Source organism: Chelatococcus asaccharovorans, assembly GCF_003201475.1.
In the GTDB taxonomy this organism is placed as follows: domain Bacteria; phylum Pseudomonadota; class Alphaproteobacteria; order Rhizobiales; family Beijerinckiaceae; genus Chelatococcus; species Chelatococcus asaccharovorans.
The window spans coordinates 246,041-270,692 of record NZ_QJJK01000010.1 but is presented as its reverse complement, the minus strand read 5'-3'; the positions used below and the strand labels follow the sequence as shown (position 1 = coordinate 270,692).

The following is a 24,652-nucleotide window of genomic DNA, read 5'->3' as shown; positions in this document are numbered from 1 at the left end:
AGACCGGCTTCAGCGATCGACGCGACCGACTTCGCAAGCGGCCTTCGCCATCGCAGGCCATGATTGCCTCATGATTGGTTTGGCTGCTCCTCATGATGTAAGAAAGCTCGCGAAGCGCGAATTACATTATTTACTGGACGCTATACAGCATCTCCAGATGGCGCAATGCCTTTCGACACACTACGCAGGACGTCCGAAAATTGCCTCGAAATGATCGAATTCTGCAAACCCAGAGGGTATATTAAGCTTGTCATCAGCACGACTTCTGGCAGGAACGGTCGCACCACCAGTCCGCTTCTGATGTATTTCTCGGCTGCTAGAGGGTTCACAATTCCGATTCCAACTCCCTCGCAAACAAGAGCGCAAACAGTTGCAGAGGAGTAGGCCTCTGCAACGACGCGCAACCTGATATTACGATGTCCAAAGATTTGATCGATCTTGATGCGTGATGCATCTTCCGGCGAGGGAAGCACAAATGCTTGGCCCGCGAGATCTTCCGCCGTGATCAAGCCCTTTGCTGTTAGCGGATGAGAGGCTGTCATCACACAGACGGCCGCGTATCGCTCGAAGAGCTGACGCTCGACGCCGCGCAGATCAATCTCATTTGAGACGATGCCGATGTGGTATTCCCCTGAAAGGATGAGCTCGCGGACAGAGGAAGAACCTACGACTCGCAGCGTCACCGGAACATGGGGATTGGCCTCCTGAAACAACTTCACCGCCCGCGGCGCAAGCGTATCGCCAAGGGCGGGCAGACTGGCAATTCTGAGGTCACCGGAACCGAGATTGCGGATTCGCGCCGCGGTCATTCGGATCCTTTCGATGCCCGCGAACGCGTCCTCCGACTCGCGGTACAGCATCTGCCCTTCCGGGGTCGGGATCATACGACGGCGCTCACGGGTGAACAGCGGGAATCCGACTTCGCGCTCCAGTTCGGCAATCGATCGACTGATAGCGGGCTGAGTCACGTTCAGAATATCAGCGGCTCGAGAGGCGGTTCCGCAGGCCATCAGTGCGCAGAAGGCTTCAATCTGCCGGAAATTCATATCGCCGTTCACCTCGGTTGGCGGAGCCCGCCCGTGTGTTCTCTTATCCTCCTAGTATAGCCGTCAGCAAGAGTGCGGGATATGGCAGGAAACCCAGGATGCACACAGACGCACGGGGCCAGGCGATCAAGCCTCGGTGCTGCGGCTTCCCCGATGCGCAGCGCAAACTTCGCGGGCCGCGGCGACTTCGGAAGCTCAGCCCGGTCGCGTGGCCCACATCGAGATCATAATCCGACCGGAGCGAAACCAGGCTCGACAAGTCTTGCTGGATAGAAGAGGTGAGCGCCGATCTGCTTCAATCAGGTCGAAACGCGCTCTACTGTGGCAGCGCATCGAGAAACTGGGCGATATCATCATCGTTGTTGTAGTAGTGAGGCGAGATCCGCACGATATCGTTCCGCAGCGAGATCACGACATGTGCCGCGGCGAGTGCTGCATGGATCGCTGGCGCCGGCAGCCGGGGCGATTGGAATGACACAGCGCCGGACCACTCCTCACCGGCACGGCTGCTGATCACGGTATATCCGCGGGCGAGCAGTCCCGATACTGCCCTGTCCGAGAGGCGGCGGATCTGGTCCCGCACGCGAGCCATCCCGACCTCGTTAAACAAAGCGATCGCGGCGGTCAGCCCAACGAGCCCCTGATAATTCAGGATGCCGGGCTCGAAGCGACGCGCGTCCGGCCAGAGTGGCAGGTCAAGGTCGAGATAGTCGAGCGCGAGGCTACGGCTGACGCTGCTCTGGCCGAGATAGCTCACACCAATCCGCTCGATGAGCGCCTTGCGCACATACATCCAGCCGACCCCCGTTGGCGCCAGGAGCCACTTATGCGACGATGTCGCGAGGATGTCGATGTCGGTATCGCGGACGTCGAGCGGCAGAGCGCCGAGAGCCTGAATGGCATCGACACAGAATAACGCGCCCTTGGCGTGGCAGGCGGCCGCGATCGCTTTTAGATCATTGCGATAGCCCGTGCTGAATTCCACCCAAGAGAGCGCTACGAGGCGGGTCCGCTCATCGATCGCCGCCGTCACGGCGTCCTGCGGAACGCGCCCTTTCACGCTCGCCACGGTGACGATCTCGACGCCGCGGGACTTCAGATTGGTCCATGGGAAGACGTTGGCCGGAAACTCCTGGTCGGCGATGACGATCCTGTCGCCCGGCCGCCAAGCCAGGCCCTGCGCGACGATATTCAGCGCATCAGCGACGTTCTTGGTGAAGGCGATCTCTTCGACGTCGGCATTGATAAAGGCTGCAGCGGCCTCACGCGCCTTCGCGACAAGCTCGATGTCGCTCGGTATGCTGATGTTGCCGTTGGCATGATCGTCGATATAACTGCGCAGGGCCTCGGCAACGGGATCGCTCAGCGTGCCCATGGATGCGTGATTGAGCCAGATTTTCTTGCGGGTGACCGGGTAAAGGGCTCGGTAGACTTCGAGGGGCCTTGACCGCACCGCATCGAGTGGCGCGTCAACTAGAGGCATTCATAGTACTCCGGAACAAGCTTACTCAGGACCTCACGTCCGTCTTCAGTAATGACGATCGTATGGCCAAGCATCATCGCCGAGCCCGTCCGGGGATCCGACCAGACTGCATGGAGGAAGAAGGTCATCCCCGGCTGGGCGATCATCGGGTTGCCGGTGTAGAGCAGCGGCGGCGAATCCGGCAGGCCCTTCGGGGGGAAGGTCGCGCCAACGGAATATCCGGCCGAGGGCTGTCGCTCGTTCTCATATCCGGCTTCGTCGAAGACGCGCCGATGCTCGCGGTCGATATTGCCGATCGGCTCGCCCGGCATCGCGGCCTCCGTCATTGCGTGCAATGAGGCATTGGCGATCTCGAAGATCTCCTTGTGCTCGGGCTTGGCCTTGCCGATGGCAAAGGTGCGGAAGATTCCCGCATGGTAGCGCCGGTAGATCCCGCCCCATTCGCAGGTGAGCTGCTCGCCAGCACGCATCGTTCGCGAACCGGAGGAAGCGCGCGTCATCATTGCATTCGGCCCGGAGGACATGATCACCTTGGCGATCGTGATATCGCCGCCGCCACGAAGCACCGCGGCGCCTGCGGCGGCCTCGACCTCGCCTTCATGCACATCCGGCCCCGCGCACGCGGCCACGACGCGAATAACCTCGTCCGCCAGGCTGGCGGCGCGTCGCACATAATCGAGCTCGAGGGGCGATTTCACGACGCGCTGCAACGATACGACGGTCGATGCATCGATCAACGTGCACCACCCGTCGCATGCGACCCGGACCTTCTCCCAGTTGGCGGCTGTCAGGCCATGCGTGTCGAGCTCTATGCCCAGGCGTTTGCCCTGGAGCCCCTTTTCCTGAAGAATCGTCTTCAACTGTTCGGCTGGATTGGCGCCCTCGGCGTCCACCCAGATCCGGATATCCTCGATCGTTGAAGTCAGCCTGGCCTGAGGCAAGTCTGGCCGGCGCGTCATCAGAGTGATGGGCGTCTCGTCTGTCGTCAGGATCGCGCACTGGAAGAACTTGTATCCGCCAGTATCGAAGCCCGTGAGATAATAGTGGCTCTCCTGCGCAAATATGAGCAGCGCATCCAACCCGCGTCGTTCCAGCTCTGCTCGAACATTTCGAATGCGGCGATCGAATTCGGAAACAGGAAAGTGCAGCATGTCGCGATTACTCTGGACTATGAGCCGCGGCATCGGGGCCGCCTCGGAGAACGCAACATTCGCGATAAAATGTAACGTCGTCAACTTGACACTGCCAAGTATAACGAAATTTACTATAAATCCCATAAACCGTTATATATAATTTTATACGCATTTGAACATTGATCGTGCAAATCAGCCCAATTCCATAACTTAAATGTCGATCATCATGCTAATTCATGATGGATCGATCATTCAGCTTGACCATGTGAGGAATCTGAGAGCTCCTCTCTGTTCAAGAAATTTTCAGAGTGATATCGATGATTGTTGGCGAACACGAATTGACGCGCCGCCAGGCGCTGCTGCCGGCTGCGGCAAGAGGAGCTGCCGTCGCCGCCTCCTGCATCATCGGCTCATGCCGGGAGTTGGCGGGTCACGGCTCTCGAAGCCGGTGGCACCGTGGCAGTCCATGACGGCGGTCTATGGCGATGTGCAACCCTCGCCTCATCGCCTCTCGCTTCATGCCACTCTCACTTGGAGCCCCACGCGGGAAACGGCATCCTGGCTGCCGGCTCTGAATGCGACGTGCCGAGCATCGTCCGCATATCCCATGAGCCGCCCCGGGCGCGAGGGACTGCGCCGTTGACGCTGCAAGTCAATGCGCTGCAAATGCGCCGACGCCCATAGAGAGCCGCCTCCCATGATGCCGCCCACATCCTCTGCCCCCCATTCTGCCGGTAGCGCCGGCGCCCTTCTGACAGACGCCCGTCTAGGCAAGAAGCCCGCCCCCCGCCTGCGGCGCTACTATCTTGAACCGGGACTGCGCAAGGAACTGCCGAAGCTTCACCAGATTCTGGCTGTGGACCTTGCCCATGTCGTGATGCTGGCCGAGCGTGGCATCATTCCCGCGACGCAGGCGGCACGGCTTGTCGACGCGCTCCGGGATCTCCGCGCCGATCCGGAAGCACGGCTCCGCATCGAGCCGGAGCGCGGCAGCATGGTGCTCCAGATCGAGGCCCATCTGACAAACGCCGTCGGCGAATCGGATGCTGGCGCCCTGTCGACTGGCCGCAGCCGCATCGACCAGGGCGCGACCGTCCGTCGCCTCTATGAACGCAACGGCACCTTAGCTGTTCTGGACCGCCTCGTGGCGCTGCAGGACGCCTTGCTCGCTCTTGCCGCCCGCCACAGCCGGACGCTGATGCCGGGCTATACCCATTTGCAGCCCTCCCAGCCCTGGGTGTTTGGCCACTACCTGCTCGGTTTCGCCAACAAGATCCACCGGGCTTTCGTCCGGATGCTCGAGGCCTATCACCATCTCAACCTGAGCCCGCTCGGCACGGTCGGCGGCTCCGGCTCGCCCTGGCCGCTGGATCGCCGGCGCACGGCGGCGCTTCTGGGATTCGCGGGATTGGTGGAGAACGCCCGGCTCGGCCGGGATATCCAGTATCTGGCCGACATCGCAGCCGCGGCCTGCCTGATCATGAACGAGATCAATGATCTGGCAACCGACTTGCAGCTCTGGTCTTCGAACGAGTTCGCCCTGGTGGAACTTGATGCCGGCTATTGCGGCACAAGCAGCATCTTCCCGCAGAAGAAGAACCCGATCGCATTGGAGGGCATCCGCACTGCCGCCGCCCAGTCGATGCACTGGTTTTCCAATGTTCTGGCCCTCTGTCGGGGCATGGGCTCGGGCGATCTGGCGATGCGCAGCCCGGGCCATGTCGACGCCGTGTTCGAGACGACGGCGGATATGACGGATCTCATGACCGGCATCATCGAGACGCTGATTGTCCATCCGTCACGCATGGGCGCGCGGGCACAGCTGGGATGGACGACGGCGAGCAGCTTGGCCGACCTTTTGGTTCATCAGGGAACTCTGTCCTACCGCCAGGCGCATCACGCGGTTGGCGCTTTCGTCCGCCATTGCGTGGAAAACGATGTCGCCGTCACCGATGCCACTGCCGGGCTGTTCGCGTCGGTCACCGGCCTCGATATGGCACTGACCGATGCCGAATTCCGGAGCGCGCTGGACCCGGCAACCTTCATTGCCGCCTGCACCAGCCAGGGCGGCGCGGCACCGGAACAGGTCGACGCCCTCTTGCGCGCCGCCGCCGCCGATCGCGAGGCAGATCGCAGCTGGCTCGACACCGAACAGCACCGCCTTGCGTCATGCAACGCGGAACTCGACCGCGCTGCAGAAATCTTGGCTGCGGCGCGGCCAGCCGGAAGTCATCATCATCCGGACCTCGCTCATGAATGATCCAAGCAGATAAACTGAATACTTCTATGCAAAACATCGCTTACGTTGGACACAGAATAAGAAATCCATGATTGAAACGTAGATTCATCGTGAACTGTTCATCACGGACACAGGCCGGCCAGCGTCGATACAGGCGTGTTTTCACGGCCCCGGCACGTGAAGCGCCCTTATAAGCGAGGGTTGCGTCCGATGAGGACAACTACGGATCCCCGGATATGGGGCCATCCGATCAAATCCAAGGGGAAGTGCCATGAAACGGCGGACATTTCTTTCACTCGGCAGCGCGGCTGTCGCGGGCTCTGCCTTCGGCGCGAGGACGGTCTTCGCGCAGACCAAGCCCGCCAAAGTGCTGCGGTTCGTGCCTCTTGCGGATCTCGCCTCGATCGACCCGATCGTGTCGACGGCGGTTGCCACGCGCAATCATGCCTATCTGATTTACGAGGGGCTTTACGGCCTCGACGCCAATCTCGCGCCGCAGCCGCAGATGGCCGAGGGACACCTGGTCGACGATGACGGCAAGCGCCTGACCTTCAAACTGCGCAGCGGCCTCGTCTTCCACAATGGTGAGCCGGTACGCGCCGCCGATGTTGTGGCGTCGCTCAAGCGCTGGATGAAGCGCGTCCCGCACGGCATCACCCTAGCGGATCGCACAGAGTCTCTCGAGGCGCCGGACGATCGCACGGTGGTTCTGCGTCTCAAGCAGCCCTTCCCGGCCGCGTTGTGGCTGATCGCCAAGGCGACACCGAGCACGATGCCGGAATATCTGGCCAACACCGACCCCAGCCAATCGATCAAGGAGGCGATCGGCAGCGGCGCGTTCCGGTTCGCCCCGGGTGAATACATTCCCGGCGGACGCGCCGTGTACGAGCGCAACGATCGCTACCAGCCCCGCCAAGAACCGGCGAGTTACACAGCTGGCGGCCGCCAAGCGCTGGTAGATCGCATCGAATGGCGGTCGATTCCCGACGTGTCCACGGCAACCTCGGCGCTGATCACGGGCGAGGTCGACTGGATCGACCAGGTGCTTCCCGACGTGCTCCCGCTCCTGAAGACGAGCGCGGACGTCTCGGTCGATCGTCTCGACCAGTATGGCCTCATTGGCGAGTTGATCTTCAACCATCTGCAGGGCCCGACCGCCAACCCGGCGATCCGCAGGGCGATTCTTGCAGCGGTGGATCAGACCTCGGTGATGCGCCTCACCATGGGCGACGACAACCTGTGGAAGGCCCCCATCGGCTGTTTCACACCCGGTACGCCCTCGGCCAACGATGCTGCGATGGACGTCCTCGGCACGCCGCCGAAGAGCAAGGCCGAGATCCAGGCGATGCTGAAGGAGGCCGGCTACAACAACGAGCGGCTCGTAGGCCTTCACGCGAGCGATCATCCCTTCTACGGGCCCATGATGCAGGTTGTGGCCGCGCGCCTCACCGAGGTCGGCTTCAATGTCGATGACGTCACCATGGACCTCAACACGGTCTACCAGCGGCGCCTGAGCAAGGAGCCGCTCGACAAGGGGGGGTGGTCGATGTTCATTACCGCAGGCAATGGCTTCCTCGACTTCAGCGATCCGGCGAGCCCGAATATCTTGCGCGGTATTGGCGAGAAAGGCTTTTACGGCTGGCCGACGAATGCCAAGCTGGAGAGCCTGCGCAACCGTTGGCTCGCCTCCGGGGATCTTGCCGAGCAGAAACAGATCGCGGCCGATATGCAGCGCGAGGCGCTGACGACAGGCCATTGGGCGCCGCTCGGCCAGTACTTCCAGTACAGCGCCTGGCGCAACGAGTTGAAGGGCATGAACAAGAGCCCAGTGCCGCTGTTCTGGGGCGTGTCCAAGGGATGATAACGGATCATTCTCGCGGTCGGGATGCGGACGCAAGCCAGCTCGCTGGCCTGCTCCGCCAAAAGGTGTTCGACGAGGCGCGCGATCTCGATGCCATCGTGACCGCTGATCCCGACCATGTCGGGTACCTCACCGGCTATCGCAGCATGGCCCACGACATGAGCCGGCATTATGCGGTTGCCGCGGTGGCGACGCGTGATGGGGCCACGCTCGTTCTGGGCGCGGCGGACGCGCCGCCTGCCCTGGAGGTCCTCGGCGATCCCGCATGCCTGTTCCGCTACGGGACCTTCTTTGTCGAGACGCGCGGCAGAAGCGGTATCGCGCTCTGCCGCGACTCGGTCCCGAGCTTCGGTGAGGCCTTAGCAGCGGCCCTGCACGGCCTTGCCCCTGGGCTGCGCCTTGGCGTCGACCGCACCGGCCATGCCTGGCGAACGCTGCCGGTCGACGAGAGCTGTCCTGATGCCCGGCCGGCGTTGATCGCGGCCCGCCGCACGAAGCTGCCGGGCGAGATCGCGAGGATCCGGAAGGCCGCCATGCTCCTGGAAGAGGGTGTCGAGGCCGCCTTTGCTCTTGCCAAGGCGGGCGTCAGCGAATGCGAGATCGCGGCGGTGGTGACGCAGGCGATTGTCGCGGGTGGCGGCGTTCCACGCGCGATCGCCGTGACCTCCGGTCCGCGTTCCGGACTTGTGGACGCCTTCCCGTCATCGCGCCTGCTTGAGAGAGGCGATCTTCTGCGGCTTGATCTCGATTGCACCTATGACGGCTATTGGGCCGACGTGGCGCGCACGGGTGTCATCGAAAATGCTTCCCCCCTGCAACGCCAGCGCTTCGACGCTACCGCTGCGGGTCTCGAAGCGGAACGGGCAGCGCTCGGGCCCGGGACAAGGGCTTGCGACCTGTTCGCGATCGCTGTCGGTGCAACCCGCCGCGCCGGGCTCCCCGCCTATCGCCGGCAGCACTGCGGCCATGCCATCGGCATCGAGGCCAACGAACAGCCGCGCCTGGCACCTGGCGACGAAACGGCCCTCGAGGCCGGAATGGTGCTGTGTATCGAGACCCCCTTCTATGAACAGGACTGGGGCGGCCTGATGAGCGAGGACATGGTCGAGATCACGGCGTCGGGCTTTGCGCCTATCACGACGCTGCCTGCCGACCTGCGAACCTGTGGGGGCTGCTGACATGCTGTTCTATGCCGCGAAGCGGATCATCTACACGATCCCGGTTATGCTCGTTGTCGCCATTGTCGTCTTCAGCCTGCTCTATCTCGCTCCAGGCGACCCCGCCGCGGTCATCGCGGGCGAACAGGCTACGCCGCAACAGGTCGAGCTCGTCCGGGCGAGCCTTGGCCTCGACCGACCCTTCCTGGTGCGCTTCCTGGAGTGGATCGGGCAGATCCTCAGCGGCGATCTCGGCACCTCGATCTTCAGCAATCTCCCCGTGTCGCAGCTGATCCTGCAGCGCATCGAGCCAACCCTGTCGCTGATGGTTCTGACCCTCATTATTGCTGTCGGCCTGGCGGTCCCACTCGGGATCCTGGCGGCCTGGCAGCACAACACCAAGACCGACAAATGCGTAATGACCTTCGCGGCGTTCGGCTTCTCGGTGCCGGTATTCGTCGTCGGCTATTCGCTGGCTTATGTTTTTGCGGTGCAGCTGAAATGGCTGCCCGTACAGGGGTTCACCCCCATATCGCAGGGACTTGGCCCGTTCCTGCGCAATCTCATCTTGCCAGCGATGGCGCTTGGAAGCGCCTATATCGCGCTGATCGCGCGGATCACCCGCGCCGCCATGCTGGAAGCGCTGGCGCAGGACTATGTACGCACCGCCCGCGCCAAGGGGCTCAATCAGTTCATGATTCTGTCGCTTCACGTCTTCAAGAATGCCGCCCTGCCGGTCGTGACCGTCGTCGGCATCGGTGTCGCGCTCCTGATCAGCGGTTCGGTCATTACAGAGAGCGTATTTGCAATTCCCGGCCTTGGGCGACTGACGGTCGATGCCATCCTGCGCCGCGACTACCCCGTCATCCAGGGCGTCGTCCTGATGTTCAGCATGGTCTACGTGCTCGTCAACCTGGCCGTTGACCTCATCTACACGCTAATCGATCCGCGGATTCGGTACTGACATGAGCGCGATTTCTGAAACATCTCCGCCGGTGCTGCGCCGTGTCGCGGGTCTGTTCATCTGGCGCGATCCCGTGATGTCAATCAGTGTCGTCGTGGTTCTTATCCTGGTGGTCATGGCGCTCGCCGCCCCCTGGCTTGGCACCGTCAATCCAGGGCAGCTGGCGGCCGGTCCGCGCGCAGCGTTGCCTTCGGCTGCCCACTGGTTCGGCACCGACATGCTCGGCCGCGACGTCTATTCCCGCGTCGTTTACGGCGCGCGTGTCTCGCTGGTCATTGGCTCGGCTGTCGCGGTCATTTCCGTGGTGATCGGCCTGGTCATCGGATTGGTCGCCGGCTCTGTGCGCTGGCTCGATGGCGTCATCATGCGGATAATGGACGGGCTGATGTCCATCCCCTCGATCCTTCTTGCCATCGCGCTCACGGCGCTGACGCGCGGCTCGGTCCAGAACGTGATTCTCGCTATCACAATTGCAGAGCTGCCACGTGTCGCCCGGCTGGTGAGGGGCGCCGTGCTGACGGCACGCGAGCAGACCTATGTCGACGCAGCCATCACAACCGGTTTGCCCCTGACGTGGATCATGATTCGCCACATCATGCCCAACACGCTGGCGCCGCTGATGGTGCAGGGCACGCATATTTTCGCTCATGCCATGCTGATCGAGGCCGGGCTGTCGTTCATCGGCGCCGGCACGCCGCCCAACATTCCATCCTGGGGCAATATCATGGCCGAAGGCCGGGCCCTCTGGCAGATCAAGCCCTATCTCGTGTTCTTTCCCGCGATATTCCTGTCTTGCGCGGTGCTGGCGGTCAACATGATCGGCGATGGTCTCCGCGATCGCTTCGACCCGCGGATGCGGGGCACGTGATATCGCACAATCGGCGGTCCCCGCCGGGCCATTTCGCTCAAGCGGCATATTGGGGCGGGAGCCGCTCCCCTCTTTTGGCGTGCGCCCCTCAGGGGGCTCCACCCGAGCGCGTGCGCCTCACCACGTTGAACCGAAGGGCCTGCCATGGCTGATCCCACTGAACCGTCCGCGAACCAGGCCGCGTCTCTCGCCGACCAGACACTCTGTATCGCCCGTTCGATGGCGCCCGCTGATGGCTTTGCCAGCCTGACGGTTCCGATCCATCGCGCCTCGACAATCGTCTTTCCCGATGCCGAAGCTTATCTGAATCGCAACAATCACGGGCCCGACAGCTACAGCTACGGCCTGCATGGCACGCCGACGAACCGAACGCTGGAGGCCCAGATCGCCGCCCTCGAAGGCGGGGCCCATGCACTGGTCGTACCGTCGGGCCTCTCCGCCATCACCCTCGTGTTGGCCGCCTTTCTGAAGCCGGGGGAAAGCGTCCTCGTTCCCGATACTGTCTATCCCCCGGTCCGCAGTTTCTGCGATCAGTATCTGACCTCGGTCGGTATCACCACGACCTACTACGACCCTCTGCTCGGGGCCAGCATCGCCGAATTGATCGACGCCTCGGTGCGGCTCATCCTGGTGGAATCGCCCGGCTCGACGACGATGGAGGTGCAGGATGTCCCGGCCATCGTCGCGGCTGCAAAGGCCCGCGGAGTCCTGGTGGCTTGCGACAATGCCTGGGCAACGCCTCTTCTTTTCAAGCCGCTGGCGCACGGCGCCGACTTCGCGATCGAGGCGGTGTCGAAATACATGGGTGGGCATTCCGACCTGCTTATGGGCTCCGTCGCCGTCACCGATTTCACGCTCTTCACGCGGCTCAAGGATGCGTTCAAGCTCTGGGGGCTCGGCGTTTCGCCTGACGATTGCTCACTCGCGCTGCGCGGTTTGGAAACGCTCGCCGTGAGGCTGGAGCGTTCGGGAGCCGCCGCCAACGACCTCGCCCATTGGCTGCAGGACCAGACGGGCATCGAGCGGGTACTTTATCCGCCGCTTCTAGATTCGCCGGGCCATGCGGAGTGGCGACGGGATTTTCACGGCGCGAGCGGTGTCTTCACCGTCGTCATCGAGCAGCGATATGCCCCCGTAATCCCGACTGCCCTCTCCCGTCTTCGCCTCTTTGCCATCGGCGCATCCTGGGGAGGAACGCGCAGCATTGTTGCCCCTATGGATATTGCAAGCGCGCGAACGGTGCGACCGTGGAACGGAGGTCTCAGTTTGCTCCGCTTCAGCATCGGACTAGAATGCATCGATGACCTGAAGGCGGACCTTAAGCGCTTGCTGATTGGTTTATCCGCCAAGACTTAGGAACCCGATCTGGTCGTCCTTCCTTATCACCGAAAGCCGCCGAAGCGAGCGGTCTCACTCCGTCAATAGGTTTCGCGCGTCCCTCTGATGTTTGATTGACGAACTGTGGAACCCGGACAGTTCACTAACCTGGTGGCAGCATATCGACGCACGTGCGGAGGACAAATCCTGCTTCCGCGTGTCCATGTGTTTCGCCGCGGCTGCCGGACGGTCGCCTCCTTGATCGTTCGGTTCACTCGCTCGACCTGCCCGTTGGTCCACGGGTGATTGATCTTGGCGAAGCGATGCTCGATCCCGTTCTCCCGGCAGCGCATGGCAAACATATGCGTGGTGTAGCGGGCTGTAGGGCCGTTGTGCATCTCGCCTGGCGGCAGAACCATGAAGGCTTGAGAGACCTGTCCCTTCCGATGCTCGCAGAAATCAAGCGCGAGCTGAGCATGGCATTGGGCGTCCTCCACCCGGAGAAAGGCGTCGCCCTACGCGCGACATTCATCGTGGACCCGCAAGGCATCATTCGCTTCGTCTCGGCCAACGTGACGTGCTCCCCATTTTCCTGCCGGTTATAAGTTAGGTCCGGCTGGGCTTTGGTCCTCATGGGACCGGCTTGCGAACATCGACGGCGATCAGCCACCGAGGCTCGTATGGGGTCGGACGGTATTGTAGCCGATCCGCCAAGCCTCGATGATCCGCCGCGCCTCGGCAAGCGAGGCGAAGGCGTGCTCATTGAGGCACTCGTCACGCAGGCGGCCGTTGAAGCTCTCCACGAAGGCGTTCTGGATCGGCTTGCCCGGGGCGATGTAGTGCCATTCGATGGCGGTCTCCTCGCAGAAGGCGAGAACCGCCCGGCTGACCAGCTCGGTGCCGTAGCACGTCGGGAAGGAAGGGGCCCCAGTCGGCGCGCGGAGCCATTGCGTCGCGCGGATCGCCGCGATTGCGGCCGCTGCACGTGCTGTTCGCGACGACGTCATCATCCTGTGCCACGGCGGGCCGATTTCCACACCGGAGGACGCGCGCTATGTGCTCGACCAATGCCCGGCCTGCCATGGCTTCTACGGCGCCAGCAGCATGGAGCGCCTGCCCTCGGAGATCGCGCTCACCGAGCAGACGCGGCATTTCAAGACGATCCGTCGCACGGGCGGCGACGTGTCCTAGAGCATTTTCGCGTTTCTCCGAATCGCGAAAATGCTCCATGTCTTTGTTTTAGCGCATTTTCTTCACGCGAACCGGTGTCCACTTCGCTCGAAAATGCTCTAGAGCCGCTGAATTTGCTCGTTAATTTTGGAGCGGAGCCAAGTCCGCAACAGACGGACTTGCTCTGGAGATCCTGGAACGAACCGAATCTATTCGAGCAACAAGACTGCGGGAGAAAACGCGATGGCCAAAGTTTATGTCAGCGGTATCATCGACGCGCCCATCGACAAGGTCTGGGCCTATGCGCGCGACTATAATGGTCACGGCGAATGGCATCCCTTGATTGCGAAAAGCGACGTCGAGGATGGCAAGTCGAGTGATCAGGTCGGCTGCGTCCGTAATTTCACGACGACTGCAGGCGGCCACCTGCGCGAACGTCTGCTGTCCTTCTCCGATCTCGACCGCAGCTTCACCTATAACATCCTCGTCTCGCCGATGCCGATCGAGAACTATGTGGCGACTTTCGCGGTCAAGCCCATTACCGAAGGCAACAAGACCTTCGTGGAATGGTACGCCACCTTCGACGTCGGCCCGGAGGACGAGGCGCGCATTCGCCAGCAGGTCGGACAGGATACCTTCGCAGCGGGAATCGTCGCCCTGGAGAAGGCCATCAAGGCGCGGTAGGATCAATCGACATTCAGCGCTTTCGCTGTCATGGCCGGGCTTGTCCCGGCCATTCCGACGTATCGAGGCGCCTTTCCTGTCGGGATCATAGGAACGCGGCTGTTGCCGCGTTCCCGACCCATGGCCGAAATCGGGTCAACCCGATTTCGGGGACAAGCCCGGTGATGACAGTGGTAACTCTTACAGCATGTCCTGAATGTCGATTGAACCGAGAGCGTGCTGTGTTTGGATGGAATGACGGGATGTTGCTTCGTGCTCAGCGCTCGCTGCCCGAGGCCAGAAGGCCATAGGCGCGCATCTTGTTGTAGAGCGTCTTGCGCGAGATGCCGAGATAGGCGGCGGCGCGCCCGCGGCGGAAACGGTTTTCCTTCAGGCCGTGGAGGATCCAGTCCATTTCCGATTTGAAGCTTCCCATGGCGGCACGGTCGGTGCTCAGCGGCGGCAGATGCTTTTCCGTGATCACCTCCCCGGGCGCCGCGAGCGCCGCGCGCTCCAGCACGGCAATCAGTTCTCGCAGGTTCCCCGGCCAGGCGTGGTCGGCCAGCATGCGAAAGGCGGAGGCGTCGAGGGTCTTGCGCTGCCCGGCACGCCGTCGTTCGATGGCGCGCAGGGCTTCCTCGATCAGGGTCGGCAGATCCTCCAGCCGCTCGCGCAGTGGCGGCAAGGTTATGGTGAAGCAGCCAAGCCATTCGGCAAAACGCGGATCGGCCGCCGTATCCGGCAGGCTGCGCAGGTCCTGCTTGGCAATGCCGAGGCAACGCACGTTCAGGACAATCGAGTTGTCGCCGCCCATGCGCCAGAAGCGCCCGCTTTCAACGGCCTCGATCATCATGGACTGGACGTCGGGCGGCAACATGTCGACGTCATCGAGCATGAGCGACGAGCCATGGGCGATCTCAAGCCAGCCGAGCCTCGTCTTGGCGATGGCGGGATGGGCGCCCGCCATACAGCCGAACAGGTCGAGCCGCAGCCGCTCCGATGGCTGATTGGCGCATTGGAGCACCACGAGATCGCGCGCCTTGCGGGTCCCCGCGGTGTGGAGCGCCCGGGCAACATCCCGGCGGCCCGAGCCCGTCTCACCGACCAGCACCACCGGGTGATCCGTGCCGGCGAGGCGCGCAAACATCGCCCGGGCATCCTCGGCCGCGCGGGAGTGTCCCCATAGGGCCAATGGAAAGCGCCGCTTGTCACGATTGGACTCGAGGCCCTCCACGGTCTGGCGCAGGACGCCGATGGCCTTGAAGGCCGCAGTCACCACCTCGATGGCGGCCTCGGAGGGCACGCGATCGATCGTCGAGCCCCCGATATAGCCATCGACCTCGGCGATCTGGCAGAACTCCTCGAGTTGCCGTGGGCTGACGATCGGCCCTCCTTCGACCACGCAGCGCGTCGTCGGCGATTCCGTGCGCACCCGCTGCGCGATCCGATTGGCGATGAGTGCGGCTTCCTCAATCCGGAGATCGGAGCTGGCGCCAAGAACACCACCGACGTTCCATCCGAGATCGATGTTGACGATATCGATTCCCGCAGCGGCCGCCTGCGCCGCTTCCGCCTCGTTCTGGATATAGGCAAGGGTGGCCAGGCCCTGCGCCTTCGCGCGCTGCAGGAGATCGAGCTCACGGTTGAAGCCGACACCGCTTTTTTCCAGGAAGGCGCGGTAAGCGCCGTCAATCAGCACGGCCGTCGGGAAATTGGCGATGCCGCCGAACCCGCCGGCCGCGATCCGCTCGATGAGGGCATCGAGGTCAAGGCGCGGATCGAAAGAGGCCGCGCCGAAGAAGACGGGAACCGTCGCGCGCGGCAGGATCTCCGTCGGCGCGAAGCTCATCACGAATTCATTGCTGTCGCGCAGGGGCAGCATGGCGGCAATCGAGGGCTCGCCTATGCAACGCATGCGCCCCGCCGACAGCGCGATGAGGAAATCAGCCCCGCCGCGCGTGGCCGACTGCGCCGCCATGCCCGTGCCGATCGCGGCGCCGACGAGAAAACGGCGACGCGCGCCGCGCGTCACCGCAAGCTCACTCCTCAATCGATACAGGGCTTCCTGCAGCGCGCCCTCCTGAAGTCCCTCTTCGCGGGGGGCATTATGGGGCCGGACCTCGTCCCTGGCCACTTCAGCCTTCAGCCGAAGGAGCGGATGTAGTCTTGCACATGGATGGTCTGCCCGCGCCGGGCGCTCTCGATGCCCGCGAAGATCAGCGCGGCCGCCTGGAGGTTGTCAGCGACATTGGTCTCCATCTCCGGGCCACCGTCGAGCCAGGCGCAGAATTTCTCGATCAGCCATGTGTTGAGCCACTTGTTCTGCGTGATCAACTGGATCTTCTGGCCCTGACCTTCGCGACAGCGCTGGCGCTTGAGAGCGCTGCGGGTGAAGACCTCGATCTCGCGGCTGTTGAGGATGGCGGTGCCGAGTTCACCGTCGACGCGGATATACTCCTTCGTCCAGTCGTTGAGCCCGACCGCGGCGGAGGACGAGCCCTCATAGACGCCGCGCACGCCGTTGGCGAAGGTCATCATGACGATGCCGTCCGTGTCGCCGGCATATTCGGCCCAGTCCGGCTTCCAGGTGCTCGCCGTCAAGGTCTCGCATCGGGCGCCGGCGAGGTCGGCGACGAGATCGAGATGGTGCACCGCGCCCTCGATCATCAGCGGGTCCTGCATGGTATGCCGGAACAGGGCGCCCCAGCCCATGTGCTCGCGCATATCCGCGAAGTAGCGGCAGCTGATGTTATTGACGCGGCCGATCTGGCCCGATCGCACGATCTGCCGCAGCGTCGTCTTGTCCTGGTCGAAACGGTGGCTCATGGTAACGGCCATCTTGCGGCCGGCCGCCTTCACCTTGCGCGCGATGCGGGCCGAGCCCTCCATCGTGTCGGCGATCGGCTTCTCCGACAGAATGTCGATGCCGAATTCGATGGCGAGGTCGACGATCGCCTCGTGGTGGTTCGGCGGCACGACGACCGTGCAGAAATCGGCTTCCCCCGCGTGATTGGCGAAGGCGGCGCGGGGGTCCGTATAGGCGCGCTCAGGCGGCAGCCTGAGGACCTTGCGTCCGAATTCGACCGCCTTGGGGTCGATATCGACAACCGCGATCACCTCCACGGTGCCATCGGCGATATTCGGCTCGAGCCACGTGCTGCACCAGCGGCTGCCGAAGAGGCCGACGCCGACGTGAATGACCTTTTTCGTCATGTCAAATTCTCTCCGGATGCGGCTCAGCGATGCCGTGCGTGTGGTTCCACAGATGGCCGATGCGCTTGTCGCGCTGCAGGGTCGTCTCGAAGAACACCGCCTTGATGGGTTCTGGCGCCAGCGGCATGTCGTGGTGATGTCCCATGCCGATGCTGACGCAATCCCCGGGGCGCATGTCCATTGTCTGATCGCCGACCACGACGGTCGCGCGGCCCTCCAGAAGGATCCAGTACTCGTCGCAATCGTGATAGTGGGAATCGACCCGGGTCTTTTTGGGGTAATTCACGGGATCACCGGCATTTGTCGCGGCCGGGTCTTCCGCGACCCGGAAGATCCCGCAGCCGCCAAGGTCCTTGCCCCAGTCGCCGGACAGGGCCACCACCTGGGCTGCGGGGGATCCGGGCTTGACCTGCCACCCCTTGTCTCCGCCGAGGAGATCGAGGTCCGCGAATTGTCCTTCCTTCAGGACGAAGGAGCCGCCGCCGGCGAAGACCTGGGCCGTGCCGAGCGTGCAGAGCAGGCGCGTCCTGGCATGGCTCCGGCGGCGGGACACCGCATCCTCGGGCTTCAGGTCAATGATCTCGAACGCCTTGAGCTCGCACCAGGGTGGCGGGGCTTCATCGTGGCGGTAGACGGGCATCGCAACCTCCGCAATCACTTCGGCCGGGTGCCTGCCGCGCCCGATCCGGCGCGATCCTTGTTTCCCCCCGAAGCGTCATTCATCGCCGGTCATGGTCGCCAGCGTGGAACCGCTTATCTCAGGTCCTCGGCTTGTAGTGAAGCCGATGGCCTGTGTAAGCTGGGTAAAATTGGGAAGGCGGAGAACGCCCGATCGCGGGGAGGATCCCATGAGCTCAAGCGGAGCGGAATGGCTCATGGATGGTGGGCTCATGGAGGGCGGGCTCATGGAGGGTGGTCTGATGGAGGGTGGCACCGTCACGCGGCCCTGCCGTCTCCTTGACCGCCTGCCGCGCGACGCCGATTTCCTGGGCGACGACACCCTCCTCATCTGCCCCTGGCTCGAAGGTCTCGATCTCGAGGCGGGCCCCTGGCTTGCTGCCCTGTCGATCCATGACTGCAACGCCTATCTGGAAGGCGACTGGACCTTCATCGCCTCGCCGGCAGAGCGGGAACGCTGCTATTTCGGCGTCTTCGCCCTCGACCGCCTGCGTTCTCAGGACGGGCTCTTCGCACTTTTGCGACGGCGCGGCGTCGATGCGATCGTCAACCTCCCCAGCATCACCTTCTTTGACGGGGCGACGGCCCAGACGCTGGACTCGCTCGGCTTCGATGCCAAGGCCGAGGCGCGGTTCCTCGACAAGGCACGACGGCAAGGATTCCGTGCGGCGCTGTGCGTGAGGGCGGGCGATGACCGCGCCGGCGGCAACGGAGCCTGCGTACTCCACGAGGGGCCGGGGCACCCCTTCAGCTTCATTCGATGAGACACGGATGGCACGCCATCCACAAGCGGCTATCCCTATCCTTGCAGCGCAGTATAAGAATTGTAGATACCGACGTTGCCACGTGCGGCGCGCTGGAGCGGCCCGGCCGGTCAATCGGCGCCCTGGAGCCAGATGCCGGCACGGTGGCGCAGGCGCGCCGAGCGCGAACGCCAAAGGGGAACCGCCATGAGAATGCGTGCCGCCGTGCTGCGGGCAAGCCCGGTTTCCGCGCCGTTCGCGCTGAGCCGGCCACTGACTGTCGAGGAGGTCGAACTCGATGAACCAGGGCACGGCGAGGTCTTGGTCCGCGTCCGCGCGACGGGCCTGTGCCATTCGGACCTTTCGGTCATCGACGGCAATCGTCCTCGCCCGGTGCCGATGGTTCTCGGCCACGAGGCCGCCGGCGAAGTCGTCGGGGCCGGGCCGGGCGTGGACGATCTGTCTCGCGGCGACAGGGTGGTCATGGTCTTCGTACCGTCCTGCGGGCATTGCATGCCCTGCGCAGAGGGGCGCCCGGCCTTATGCGAGCCGGCGGCTGCGGCGAATGCGGCCGGTGAGATGCTGGCCGGCGGTCGCAGACTCTCGGTCGGGGGCGAGCCGATCCATCACCATATCGGCGTGTCCTCCTTTGCCGAATATGCGGTGGTGTCGCGACGCTCGCTTGTGAAAATCGACACGGACGTGCCCTACGAAATCGCGTCTCTCTTCGGCTGCGCCGTGCTGACCGGCGTCGGCGCCGTGGTGAATTCTGCCAAGGTCAAGGCGGGAGAGACGGTCGCGGTCGTCGGTCTCGGCGGTGTCGGATTGAGCGCCCTATTGGGCGCCGTCGCTGCCGGTGCCTCGCGGATCGTTGCCGTGGACCTGTCCCGGGACAAGCTCGCCCGCGCCGGCGATCTCGGCGCCACCGACGTTTTCAATGCCGGTGAAGAAGGCGTCGTTGATGCCATCCGTGCGCTCACGCGTGGCGGCGTCGATCACAGTTTTGAAATGGCGGGTTCCGTCAAGGCGCTCGACCTCGCCTTTCAGATCACCTGTCGGGGCGGGACGACGACCACGGCGGGCCTCGCGAATCCGAACCATACGCTGTCGCTTTCACCCACGCGCCTCGTTGCCGAAGAGCGCAGGCTGCAGGGCTCCTACCTGGGCTCCTGCGTCCCCACCCGCGATATTCCGCGCTTCATCGCGCTCTACCGGCGGGGAAAGCTGCCCGTCGACAAGCTTTGGACGAGCTCTTCCAGCCTTGAGACAATCAACGAAGGTTTTGATGCACTTCATGAAGGACGCACCATCAGGCATGTCATAACGATGTAATCTGTAGAAACCTGACTGAAACTTGACGCAGACACGTCCGAAACGGGTACCGGCAGAGCGCTGGCGGACGAGACAAGGAAATAACCAACCGATGCTCCATTTCATCAAAAGCCGAGCCTTCGCCGTCCCAATGATGGCGGGCGTGCTCATGACCGCTGTCAGTCCCGCATTTCCGGCCGGGCAGGCGACCAAGCTCTTCACGATCGTGTCTGAAAAGGACGAAATCGTCGTTGGGCTCACGAAGGAAGACGCAGCGCTCGGCAGCGATGCCGCCGCGATCGGCAAGGCGCTTCGTGAGCGTGGTTCGCTGACGGTGTGGCGTTATGCCGTTCGCAAGGCGAAGGACGGCGAACTGGAGCAGGCGCCGCTGTCGAAGATCAGCGTGCAGGCTCAAGGCAATCTCAGGGTCGAGCCCTATGCGACGCCGTTGCGTGTGGTGCCTGCGGAATAGCCCTCCGGGACCCTGCGCCGCGCCACGAATCGGCCGTGTCGCTGCGGTTTGCACGCAAGGTCTCGCGCGGATGTTCTGGACGCTGGATCCTCCGTCGCGATCGAAAATCCGGCCTGCTTCCCATCGCTGACAAGCTGAGGCCTGAATCGCTCGGGAAATTCGCGCCGATCTTGGTCGCGGCAGCGATCTCTGCCTTTGGAAGGACTGCTCATGAACTCATCGTCCGAACTCCGCGAAGGCGAACCGGAGCGGGCGAGCGGGTGCCTCGGCGCATTCGAACCGAGCGAAGCGCAACTGCTGCAAACAGCCTTCAGCAGCGTGCTGGGTCGGGCGGTTTTCGTCGATGCGGCCTATGTCTGCCGCTGCGCGAACCAGGAATTCCTGGATTTTGTCGGCCTTACAGAGGCGCAGCTCGTCGGCAGGTCCATTCGCGCGGTTCTCGGCGATGCCGCGCTCGGACCGGGCCTCGCGCAGGTCGACAGGTTGCACCGCGGCGAAGCCATCCGCTGGGAGGGGTGGGTCGACTATGGGTCACGGGGCCGCCGCTACGTGCAGGAGACGGTCACGCCCTATCGACGGACAGCGGATAGCGCGATCGTCGGCTTCATTGGCATCGCCCGCGACCTGACCGACCTGAAGCTGCGCGAGCAGGAGCTCGCCGAGCAGGTGGCTTTGCAAAAGGCAACGGAAGCCCATCACGCGGCCGTGGTGCGTGCGGCACTTGATGGCGTGGTGGTCATTGACGGCGATGGATTGGTCGTCGATTTCAATCCGGCGGCTGAAACGATCTTTGGTTACTGCCGGGATGCGGTGATCGGCCGCCCGATCGCGGACCTCATCATCCCGCCGGAACATCGCGCCGCGCACCAGCGTGGCCTGAAATCCCTTCTCATGACCGGCGCGAGCCGCGTCCTCGGGAAACGTCTCGAACTGCCTGCGCTCCTGTCGACGGGTGAAACGATCCCGATCGAGCTGACCATCACCGACGTCACGCTCGTCGGTCGACGTCTCTTCGCCGCCCATATCCGCGATCTTCGGGCGGCGAAGCGGGCCGAGGCCGAGATCCGCGCGCAGCGCAATGCGTTGTACCAGAAGGAAAAGCTCGCTGCGCTCGGATCGCTCCTGGCCGGCGTCGCCCACGAGTTGAACAATCCGCTCTCGATCGTCACCGGCCAGACCATGATGTTGCGGGAGGCGATGGAGAACCTCGCCGTCGCGGATTCGGATGACCTGACCCGGCGCTGTGATCGGATCGCGACGGCCGCCGATCGCTGTGCGCGGATTGTACGCAGCTTTCTCGCGATCGCCCGCCAGCGGGAGGCGGAGCGTACGCCGACACGGCTGGAAGCGGTCGTCGAGGAGGCCCTGGAGCTTCTCGCCTATACGATGTGTGCGTCAGGCATCGCGATCGAACGCGATTGGCCTGAAGACCTGCCGAAGCTCTTGCTGGATCAGAACCAGATCCATCAGGTCGTGCTCAATCTTCTCGTCAATGCGCAGCAGGCGCTGGAGCAGGCGGGCGGTGAGGATCGCAAGATCATCGTGCGCATCGCAGTCGACCGGCAGGCCGGATCCGTTTCGCTATCGGTCGACGACAATGGGCCCGGCGTGCCGGAAGCGATCCGGGGGCGCATCTTCGACCCATTCTTCACGACCAAACCGCAAGGGGCGGGGACCGGCATCGGGCTGGCCGTGTCGCGCGGCCTGGTGGAGGCCCATGGCGGGAGCTTGAGGCTTGATGATGCCCCAGAAGGCGGTGCGCGCTTTACCCTTCTTTTGCCATACGAGCCTGCCCTTCAGGGCGGCGAGGCGATCCGCGAGACCTTAGCGCCTGCTGCCCGGGCGATGCCTGCGTACCATGTCCTCATCGTCGACGACGACGCGGCGATCGCGGAACTCCTGGCGGAGGTGGCCGGTCGTATCGGCTATGTCACGACCCGCGCGCAGAACGGCGAGGATGCGAAGGCCAAGATCGAAACGTGGGGCGGGCGTTTTGACGCCATCCTCTGCGACATCCGCATGCCATCGGGCGACGGCCCGGCTTTCTACGATTGGTTGCGGGAACAGTACGCGCCTCTGGCCGACCGGGTGGGCTTCGTGACGGGCGACACGCTTGGACCCCTGGCTGGACGCTTTCTGGCAGATTCGGGTTGCCCCGTGCTCGAAAAGCCTTTCTCTCCCGAGGAGATCCGGACTTTCCTCGCGCATCTCACAAATCCCGGTCGCGATACCTAGAGCAAATCCGGCTTAGATGGAATCGTTTGATGCCATCTAAGCCGATGAATTTTCTCGTCATTTTTTTGAGTGGAGCACGTCCGCAAAAGACGGACTTGCTCTAGCGGGGGAGAACGGCTCACGAGGTCGGGAACAATGCTTCCCCCACCATGCAGCCCTTGCCCTGAGCCGGTCGGGCCGGAACATCGCGTCATCATCGCATGCGCGAGGTGGTCTGAAGGGTGCCGCCGTCGTCGAAGCGACACGAAACTGCACACGATGTGACACACAAGTCTGCTTGGTTTCGTGGGGGGATGGGGAGCGACCACATGCTTGTCGTTAACGACCTGCGGAAAACTTTCGGCCGGCGTGCTGCCGTCGACAGCCTGTCGCTGTCGATTCCGACCGGGCAGATGGTGGGCGTCATCGGCCGCTCCGGCGCCGGCAAGTCCACGTTCCTGCGCCTGATCAACAGGCTGATCGAGCCGACCGGCGGGAGTATCGCCTTCGACGGCACGGACGTCACGCGCCTCACCGGCCGCGACCTCCGGCTGTGGCGGGCCTCGTGCGGCATGATCTTCCAGCAGTTCAACCTCATCGAGCGCATGGATGTACTGACCAACGTGCTGGTCGGACGCCTCGCGCATCACGGCTTCGGCTCGTCAATGGCGCGGGCGTTCTCCGCCGCGGAGCGGGCGACGGCCATCCGCGCCCTCGACCGTCTCGATCTGGCGCCGCAGGCGTTGCAGCGCGCCGGCACGCTCTCGGGCGGCCAGCAGCAGCGCGTCGCCATCGCCCGCGCTCTGGTGCAGTCGCCGCGGCTGCTGCTCGCCGACGAGCCGATCGCCTCGCTCGATCCGGCGAATGCGGCACGGGTCATGGACGCGCTTCGACTCATCAACCGCGAGGACGGCATCACGGTCATCGTCAATCTGCATACCATCGACACAGCGCGGCGCTACTGCGACCGCATCGTCGCCATGCGCGACGGCCGCATCCAGTTCGACGGCGCGCCCGACGGTCTGACGGGCGCCGTTCTCGCCGACACTTACGGCGACAGCGCTGTCGGCGGCGCGATTGACGAGGCCATCACCTCGACCGAACTGCCGCCGGTCCGGCAACTGGAAACCGCCTGAACCAAGAGCTCCCCTGGAGATACGACCCATGCTGAAAGCCCGCCTCGCAATCGCCGTCTTCACCCTTCTCCTCGCCGCCCCGGCCGTCGCCGGAGACTGGAAGGACAGCTACAAACAGGTCAAGCTCGGCGTCACCTCGGCCGAGAATGAAAAGGATCGCATGGCGCGGGTCGAGCCGCTCAGGAAGTATCTGGAGCAGGAACTCGGCGTTCCCGTCGAGATCTTCACGGCCGGCAGCTATGACGGCGTCATCCAGGCGCTGGCGTCGGGACAGATCGAGGTCGCTTCGCTCGGCTCGGCCGCCTACGCCGCCGCTTACACGGAATCGAACGGCAATGTCGTGCCCTTGGTGACGACGCAGGAGCAGGACGGCTCGACCGGCTATTACTCCGTCGTCGTCGTGCGCTGCGACAGCGGCTATAAATCGCTCGCCGACCTGAAGGGCAAGGTCCTCGCCTTCGCCGACCCCGATTCCACCTCAGGCTACATGGTGCCGTATTTCAACATGGTACAGCAGGGCTTCGACCCGAAGACCACGTTCAAAGACATCCCGTTCTCCGGCTCGCATGAGGCGGGCGTGATCGGCGTCGTCAACAAGCAGTTCGACGCTGCCGCCACCTACATCAACAATGAGACGAACGGCATTCCGCAGCGCATGCTGTCGAAGGGCATGATCAAGGCCGGCGAAGCCTGCTGGATCTGGCAGTCACCGGAGATCACCAACGGCCCGGTGACGGCGCGCGCCGATCTGCCGAAGGATTTGATGGCGGCGCTGAAGGCGGCGTATCTCGCCATGCCGACGAAGGCGCCGGACGTGTTCAAGACGGTCATGGGCGGGCCGACGGCGACGCAAAAGGCCTATATTGAGGTCGACCATCCGCGCTACCAGTGGATCATCGACATGCGCGCCTGGCAGAAGAAGCAGCGCCGGGCCGGCTGACCTCGTCCACAGCTCCCCGCGCCGGCCAAGCCGGCGCGACACGC

Annotated in this window: 20 protein-coding genes and 3 pseudogenes; 15 read left to right on the top strand and 8 right to left on the bottom strand. The window is 63.5% G+C overall.

The annotated features are described in order from the left end of the window. Positions 1-140 precede the first annotated feature (140 nt). The 3 genes from C7450_RS23500 to C7450_RS23490 form a co-directional block, all read right to left on the bottom strand. Entirely contained in the window at positions 141-1,046 is a 906-nt protein-coding gene (locus C7450_RS23500; RefSeq protein WP_110376892.1) for a LysR substrate-binding domain-containing protein, read from the bottom strand. Positions 1,047-1,362: 316 nt separating this feature from the next. Beyond that, positions 1,363-2,529 (bottom strand): aminotransferase class V-fold PLP-dependent enzyme, encoded by a 1,167-nt coding sequence (locus C7450_RS23495; RefSeq protein ID WP_110376891.1) that lies wholly within the window; start codon positions 2,527-2,529, stop codon positions 1,363-1,365. Next, positions 2,520-3,680, bottom strand: a complete 1,161-nt coding sequence (locus C7450_RS23490) for a M24 family metallopeptidase (RefSeq protein WP_110376890.1) — start codon at positions 3,678-3,680, stop codon at positions 2,520-2,522. Before C7450_RS23490 ends, C7450_RS23495 begins: the two co-directional genes overlap by 10 nt. Before the next feature lie 679 nt (positions 3,681-4,359). Here C7450_RS23490 and argH point away from each other — a divergent pair. From argH to metC, 6 genes are all read left to right on the top strand, one after another. Continuing rightward, a complete protein-coding gene (gene argH / locus C7450_RS23485; RefSeq protein WP_170147389.1) occupies positions 4,360-5,922 on the top strand; it encodes an argininosuccinate lyase in 1,563 nt (520 codons plus the stop codon). A 250-nt stretch (positions 5,923-6,172) separates the two neighbouring features. After that, positions 6,173-7,762, top strand: coding sequence for an ABC transporter substrate-binding protein (locus C7450_RS23480; RefSeq protein WP_110376888.1), 1,590 nt, complete (start codon positions 6,173-6,175; stop codon positions 7,760-7,762). Further along, positions 7,759-8,940, top strand: a complete 1,182-nt coding sequence (locus tag C7450_RS23475; RefSeq protein ID WP_110376887.1) for a M24 family metallopeptidase — start codon at positions 7,759-7,761, stop codon at positions 8,938-8,940. Before C7450_RS23480 ends, C7450_RS23475 begins: the two co-directional genes overlap by 4 nt. Before the next feature lies 1 nt (position 8,941). Further along, positions 8,942-9,883 (top strand): ABC transporter permease, encoded by a 942-nt coding sequence (locus tag C7450_RS23470; protein ID WP_110376886.1) that lies wholly within the window; start codon positions 8,942-8,944, stop codon positions 9,881-9,883. 1 nt (position 9,884) lies between these two features. Next, on the top strand, positions 9,885-10,751 hold the full coding sequence (locus tag C7450_RS23465) for an ABC transporter permease (RefSeq protein ID WP_110376885.1): 867 nt from the start codon (positions 9,885-9,887) through the stop codon (positions 10,749-10,751). Between the two features lie 144 nt (positions 10,752-10,895). Further along, positions 10,896-12,107 carry a cystathionine beta-lyase gene (metC, locus tag C7450_RS23460; protein WP_110376884.1) on the top strand — a complete coding sequence of 404 codons (1,212 nt, stop codon included), beginning with the start codon at positions 10,896-10,898 and terminating at the stop codon, positions 12,105-12,107. Between the two features lie 200 nt (positions 12,108-12,307). On the opposite strand, the pseudogene C7450_RS23455 reads toward metC, so the two are convergent. Then, a pseudogene (locus C7450_RS23455) lies at positions 12,308-12,418 on the bottom strand (IS481 family transposase); the annotation flags it as partial. On the opposite strand from C7450_RS23455, the gene C7450_RS35030 reads away from it, so the two are divergent. Beyond that, entirely contained in the window at positions 12,392-12,673 is a 282-nt protein-coding gene (locus tag C7450_RS35030; RefSeq protein WP_110376883.1) for a redoxin domain-containing protein, read from the top strand. The pseudogene C7450_RS23455 and the gene C7450_RS35030 sit on opposite strands and share 27 nt — an antisense overlap. Positions 12,674-12,736: 63 nt before the next feature. On the opposite strand, the pseudogene C7450_RS23445 reads toward C7450_RS35030, so the two are convergent. Next, a pseudogene (locus C7450_RS23445) lies at positions 12,737-12,970 on the bottom strand (integrase core domain-containing protein); the annotation flags it as partial. Between the two features lie 4 nt (positions 12,971-12,974). Between C7450_RS23445 and C7450_RS23440 the strand changes: the two are divergent. Further along, a pseudogene (locus C7450_RS23440) lies at positions 12,975-13,259 on the top strand (phosphoenolpyruvate hydrolase family protein); the annotation flags it as partial. A 222-nt stretch (positions 13,260-13,481) separates the two neighbouring features. Beyond that, entirely contained in the window at positions 13,482-13,922 is a 441-nt protein-coding gene (locus C7450_RS23435; protein ID WP_110376881.1) for an SRPBCC family protein, read from the top strand. 256 nt (positions 13,923-14,178) lie between these two features. Here the strand turns inward: C7450_RS23435 and C7450_RS23430 are convergent, their stop codons facing one another. From C7450_RS23430 to C7450_RS23420, 3 genes are read right to left on the bottom strand one after another with little or no spacing between them, the layout of a single operon-like run. Beyond that, a complete protein-coding gene (locus C7450_RS23430) occupies positions 14,179-16,035 on the bottom strand; it encodes a phosphoenolpyruvate hydrolase family protein (protein ID WP_146227471.1) in 1,857 nt (618 codons plus the stop codon). A gap of 8 nt (positions 16,036-16,043) precedes the next feature. Next, a complete protein-coding gene (locus C7450_RS23425) occupies positions 16,044-17,114 on the bottom strand; it encodes a Gfo/Idh/MocA family protein (RefSeq protein WP_110376879.1) in 1,071 nt (356 codons plus the stop codon). Position 17,115: 1 nt separating this feature from the next. Continuing rightward, positions 17,116-17,754, bottom strand: coding sequence for a cupin domain-containing protein (locus C7450_RS23420; RefSeq protein ID WP_110376878.1), 639 nt, complete (start codon positions 17,752-17,754; stop codon positions 17,116-17,118). A gap of 208 nt (positions 17,755-17,962) precedes the next feature. On the opposite strand from C7450_RS23420, the gene C7450_RS23415 reads away from it, so the two are divergent. From C7450_RS23415 to phnD, 6 genes are all read left to right on the top strand, one after another. Further along, entirely contained in the window at positions 17,963-18,556 is a 594-nt protein-coding gene (locus C7450_RS23415) for a phosphoenolpyruvate hydrolase family protein (RefSeq protein ID WP_170147388.1), read from the top strand. A 186-nt stretch (positions 18,557-18,742) separates the two neighbouring features. Then, positions 18,743-19,867 carry a zinc-dependent alcohol dehydrogenase family protein gene (locus C7450_RS23410; RefSeq protein ID WP_110376876.1) on the top strand — a complete coding sequence of 375 codons (1,125 nt, stop codon included), beginning with the start codon at positions 18,743-18,745 and terminating at the stop codon, positions 19,865-19,867. Positions 19,868-19,958: 91 nt separating this feature from the next. Continuing rightward, positions 19,959-20,318, top strand: a complete 360-nt coding sequence (locus C7450_RS23405; protein ID WP_245450071.1) for a hypothetical protein — start codon at positions 19,959-19,961, stop codon at positions 20,316-20,318. Between the two features lie 210 nt (positions 20,319-20,528). Beyond that, a complete protein-coding gene (locus tag C7450_RS23400; protein WP_110376875.1) occupies positions 20,529-22,553 on the top strand; it encodes a PAS domain-containing hybrid sensor histidine kinase/response regulator in 2,025 nt (674 codons plus the stop codon). A 308-nt stretch (positions 22,554-22,861) separates the two neighbouring features. Beyond that, entirely contained in the window at positions 22,862-23,668 is an 807-nt protein-coding gene (gene phnC / locus C7450_RS23395) for a phosphonate ABC transporter ATP-binding protein (RefSeq protein WP_110376874.1), read from the top strand. 28 nt (positions 23,669-23,696) lie between these two features. Beyond that, positions 23,697-24,608, top strand: coding sequence for a phosphonate ABC transporter substrate-binding protein (phnD, locus tag C7450_RS23390; RefSeq protein ID WP_110376873.1), 912 nt, complete (start codon positions 23,697-23,699; stop codon positions 24,606-24,608). Positions 24,609-24,652: the final 44 nt, after the last annotated feature.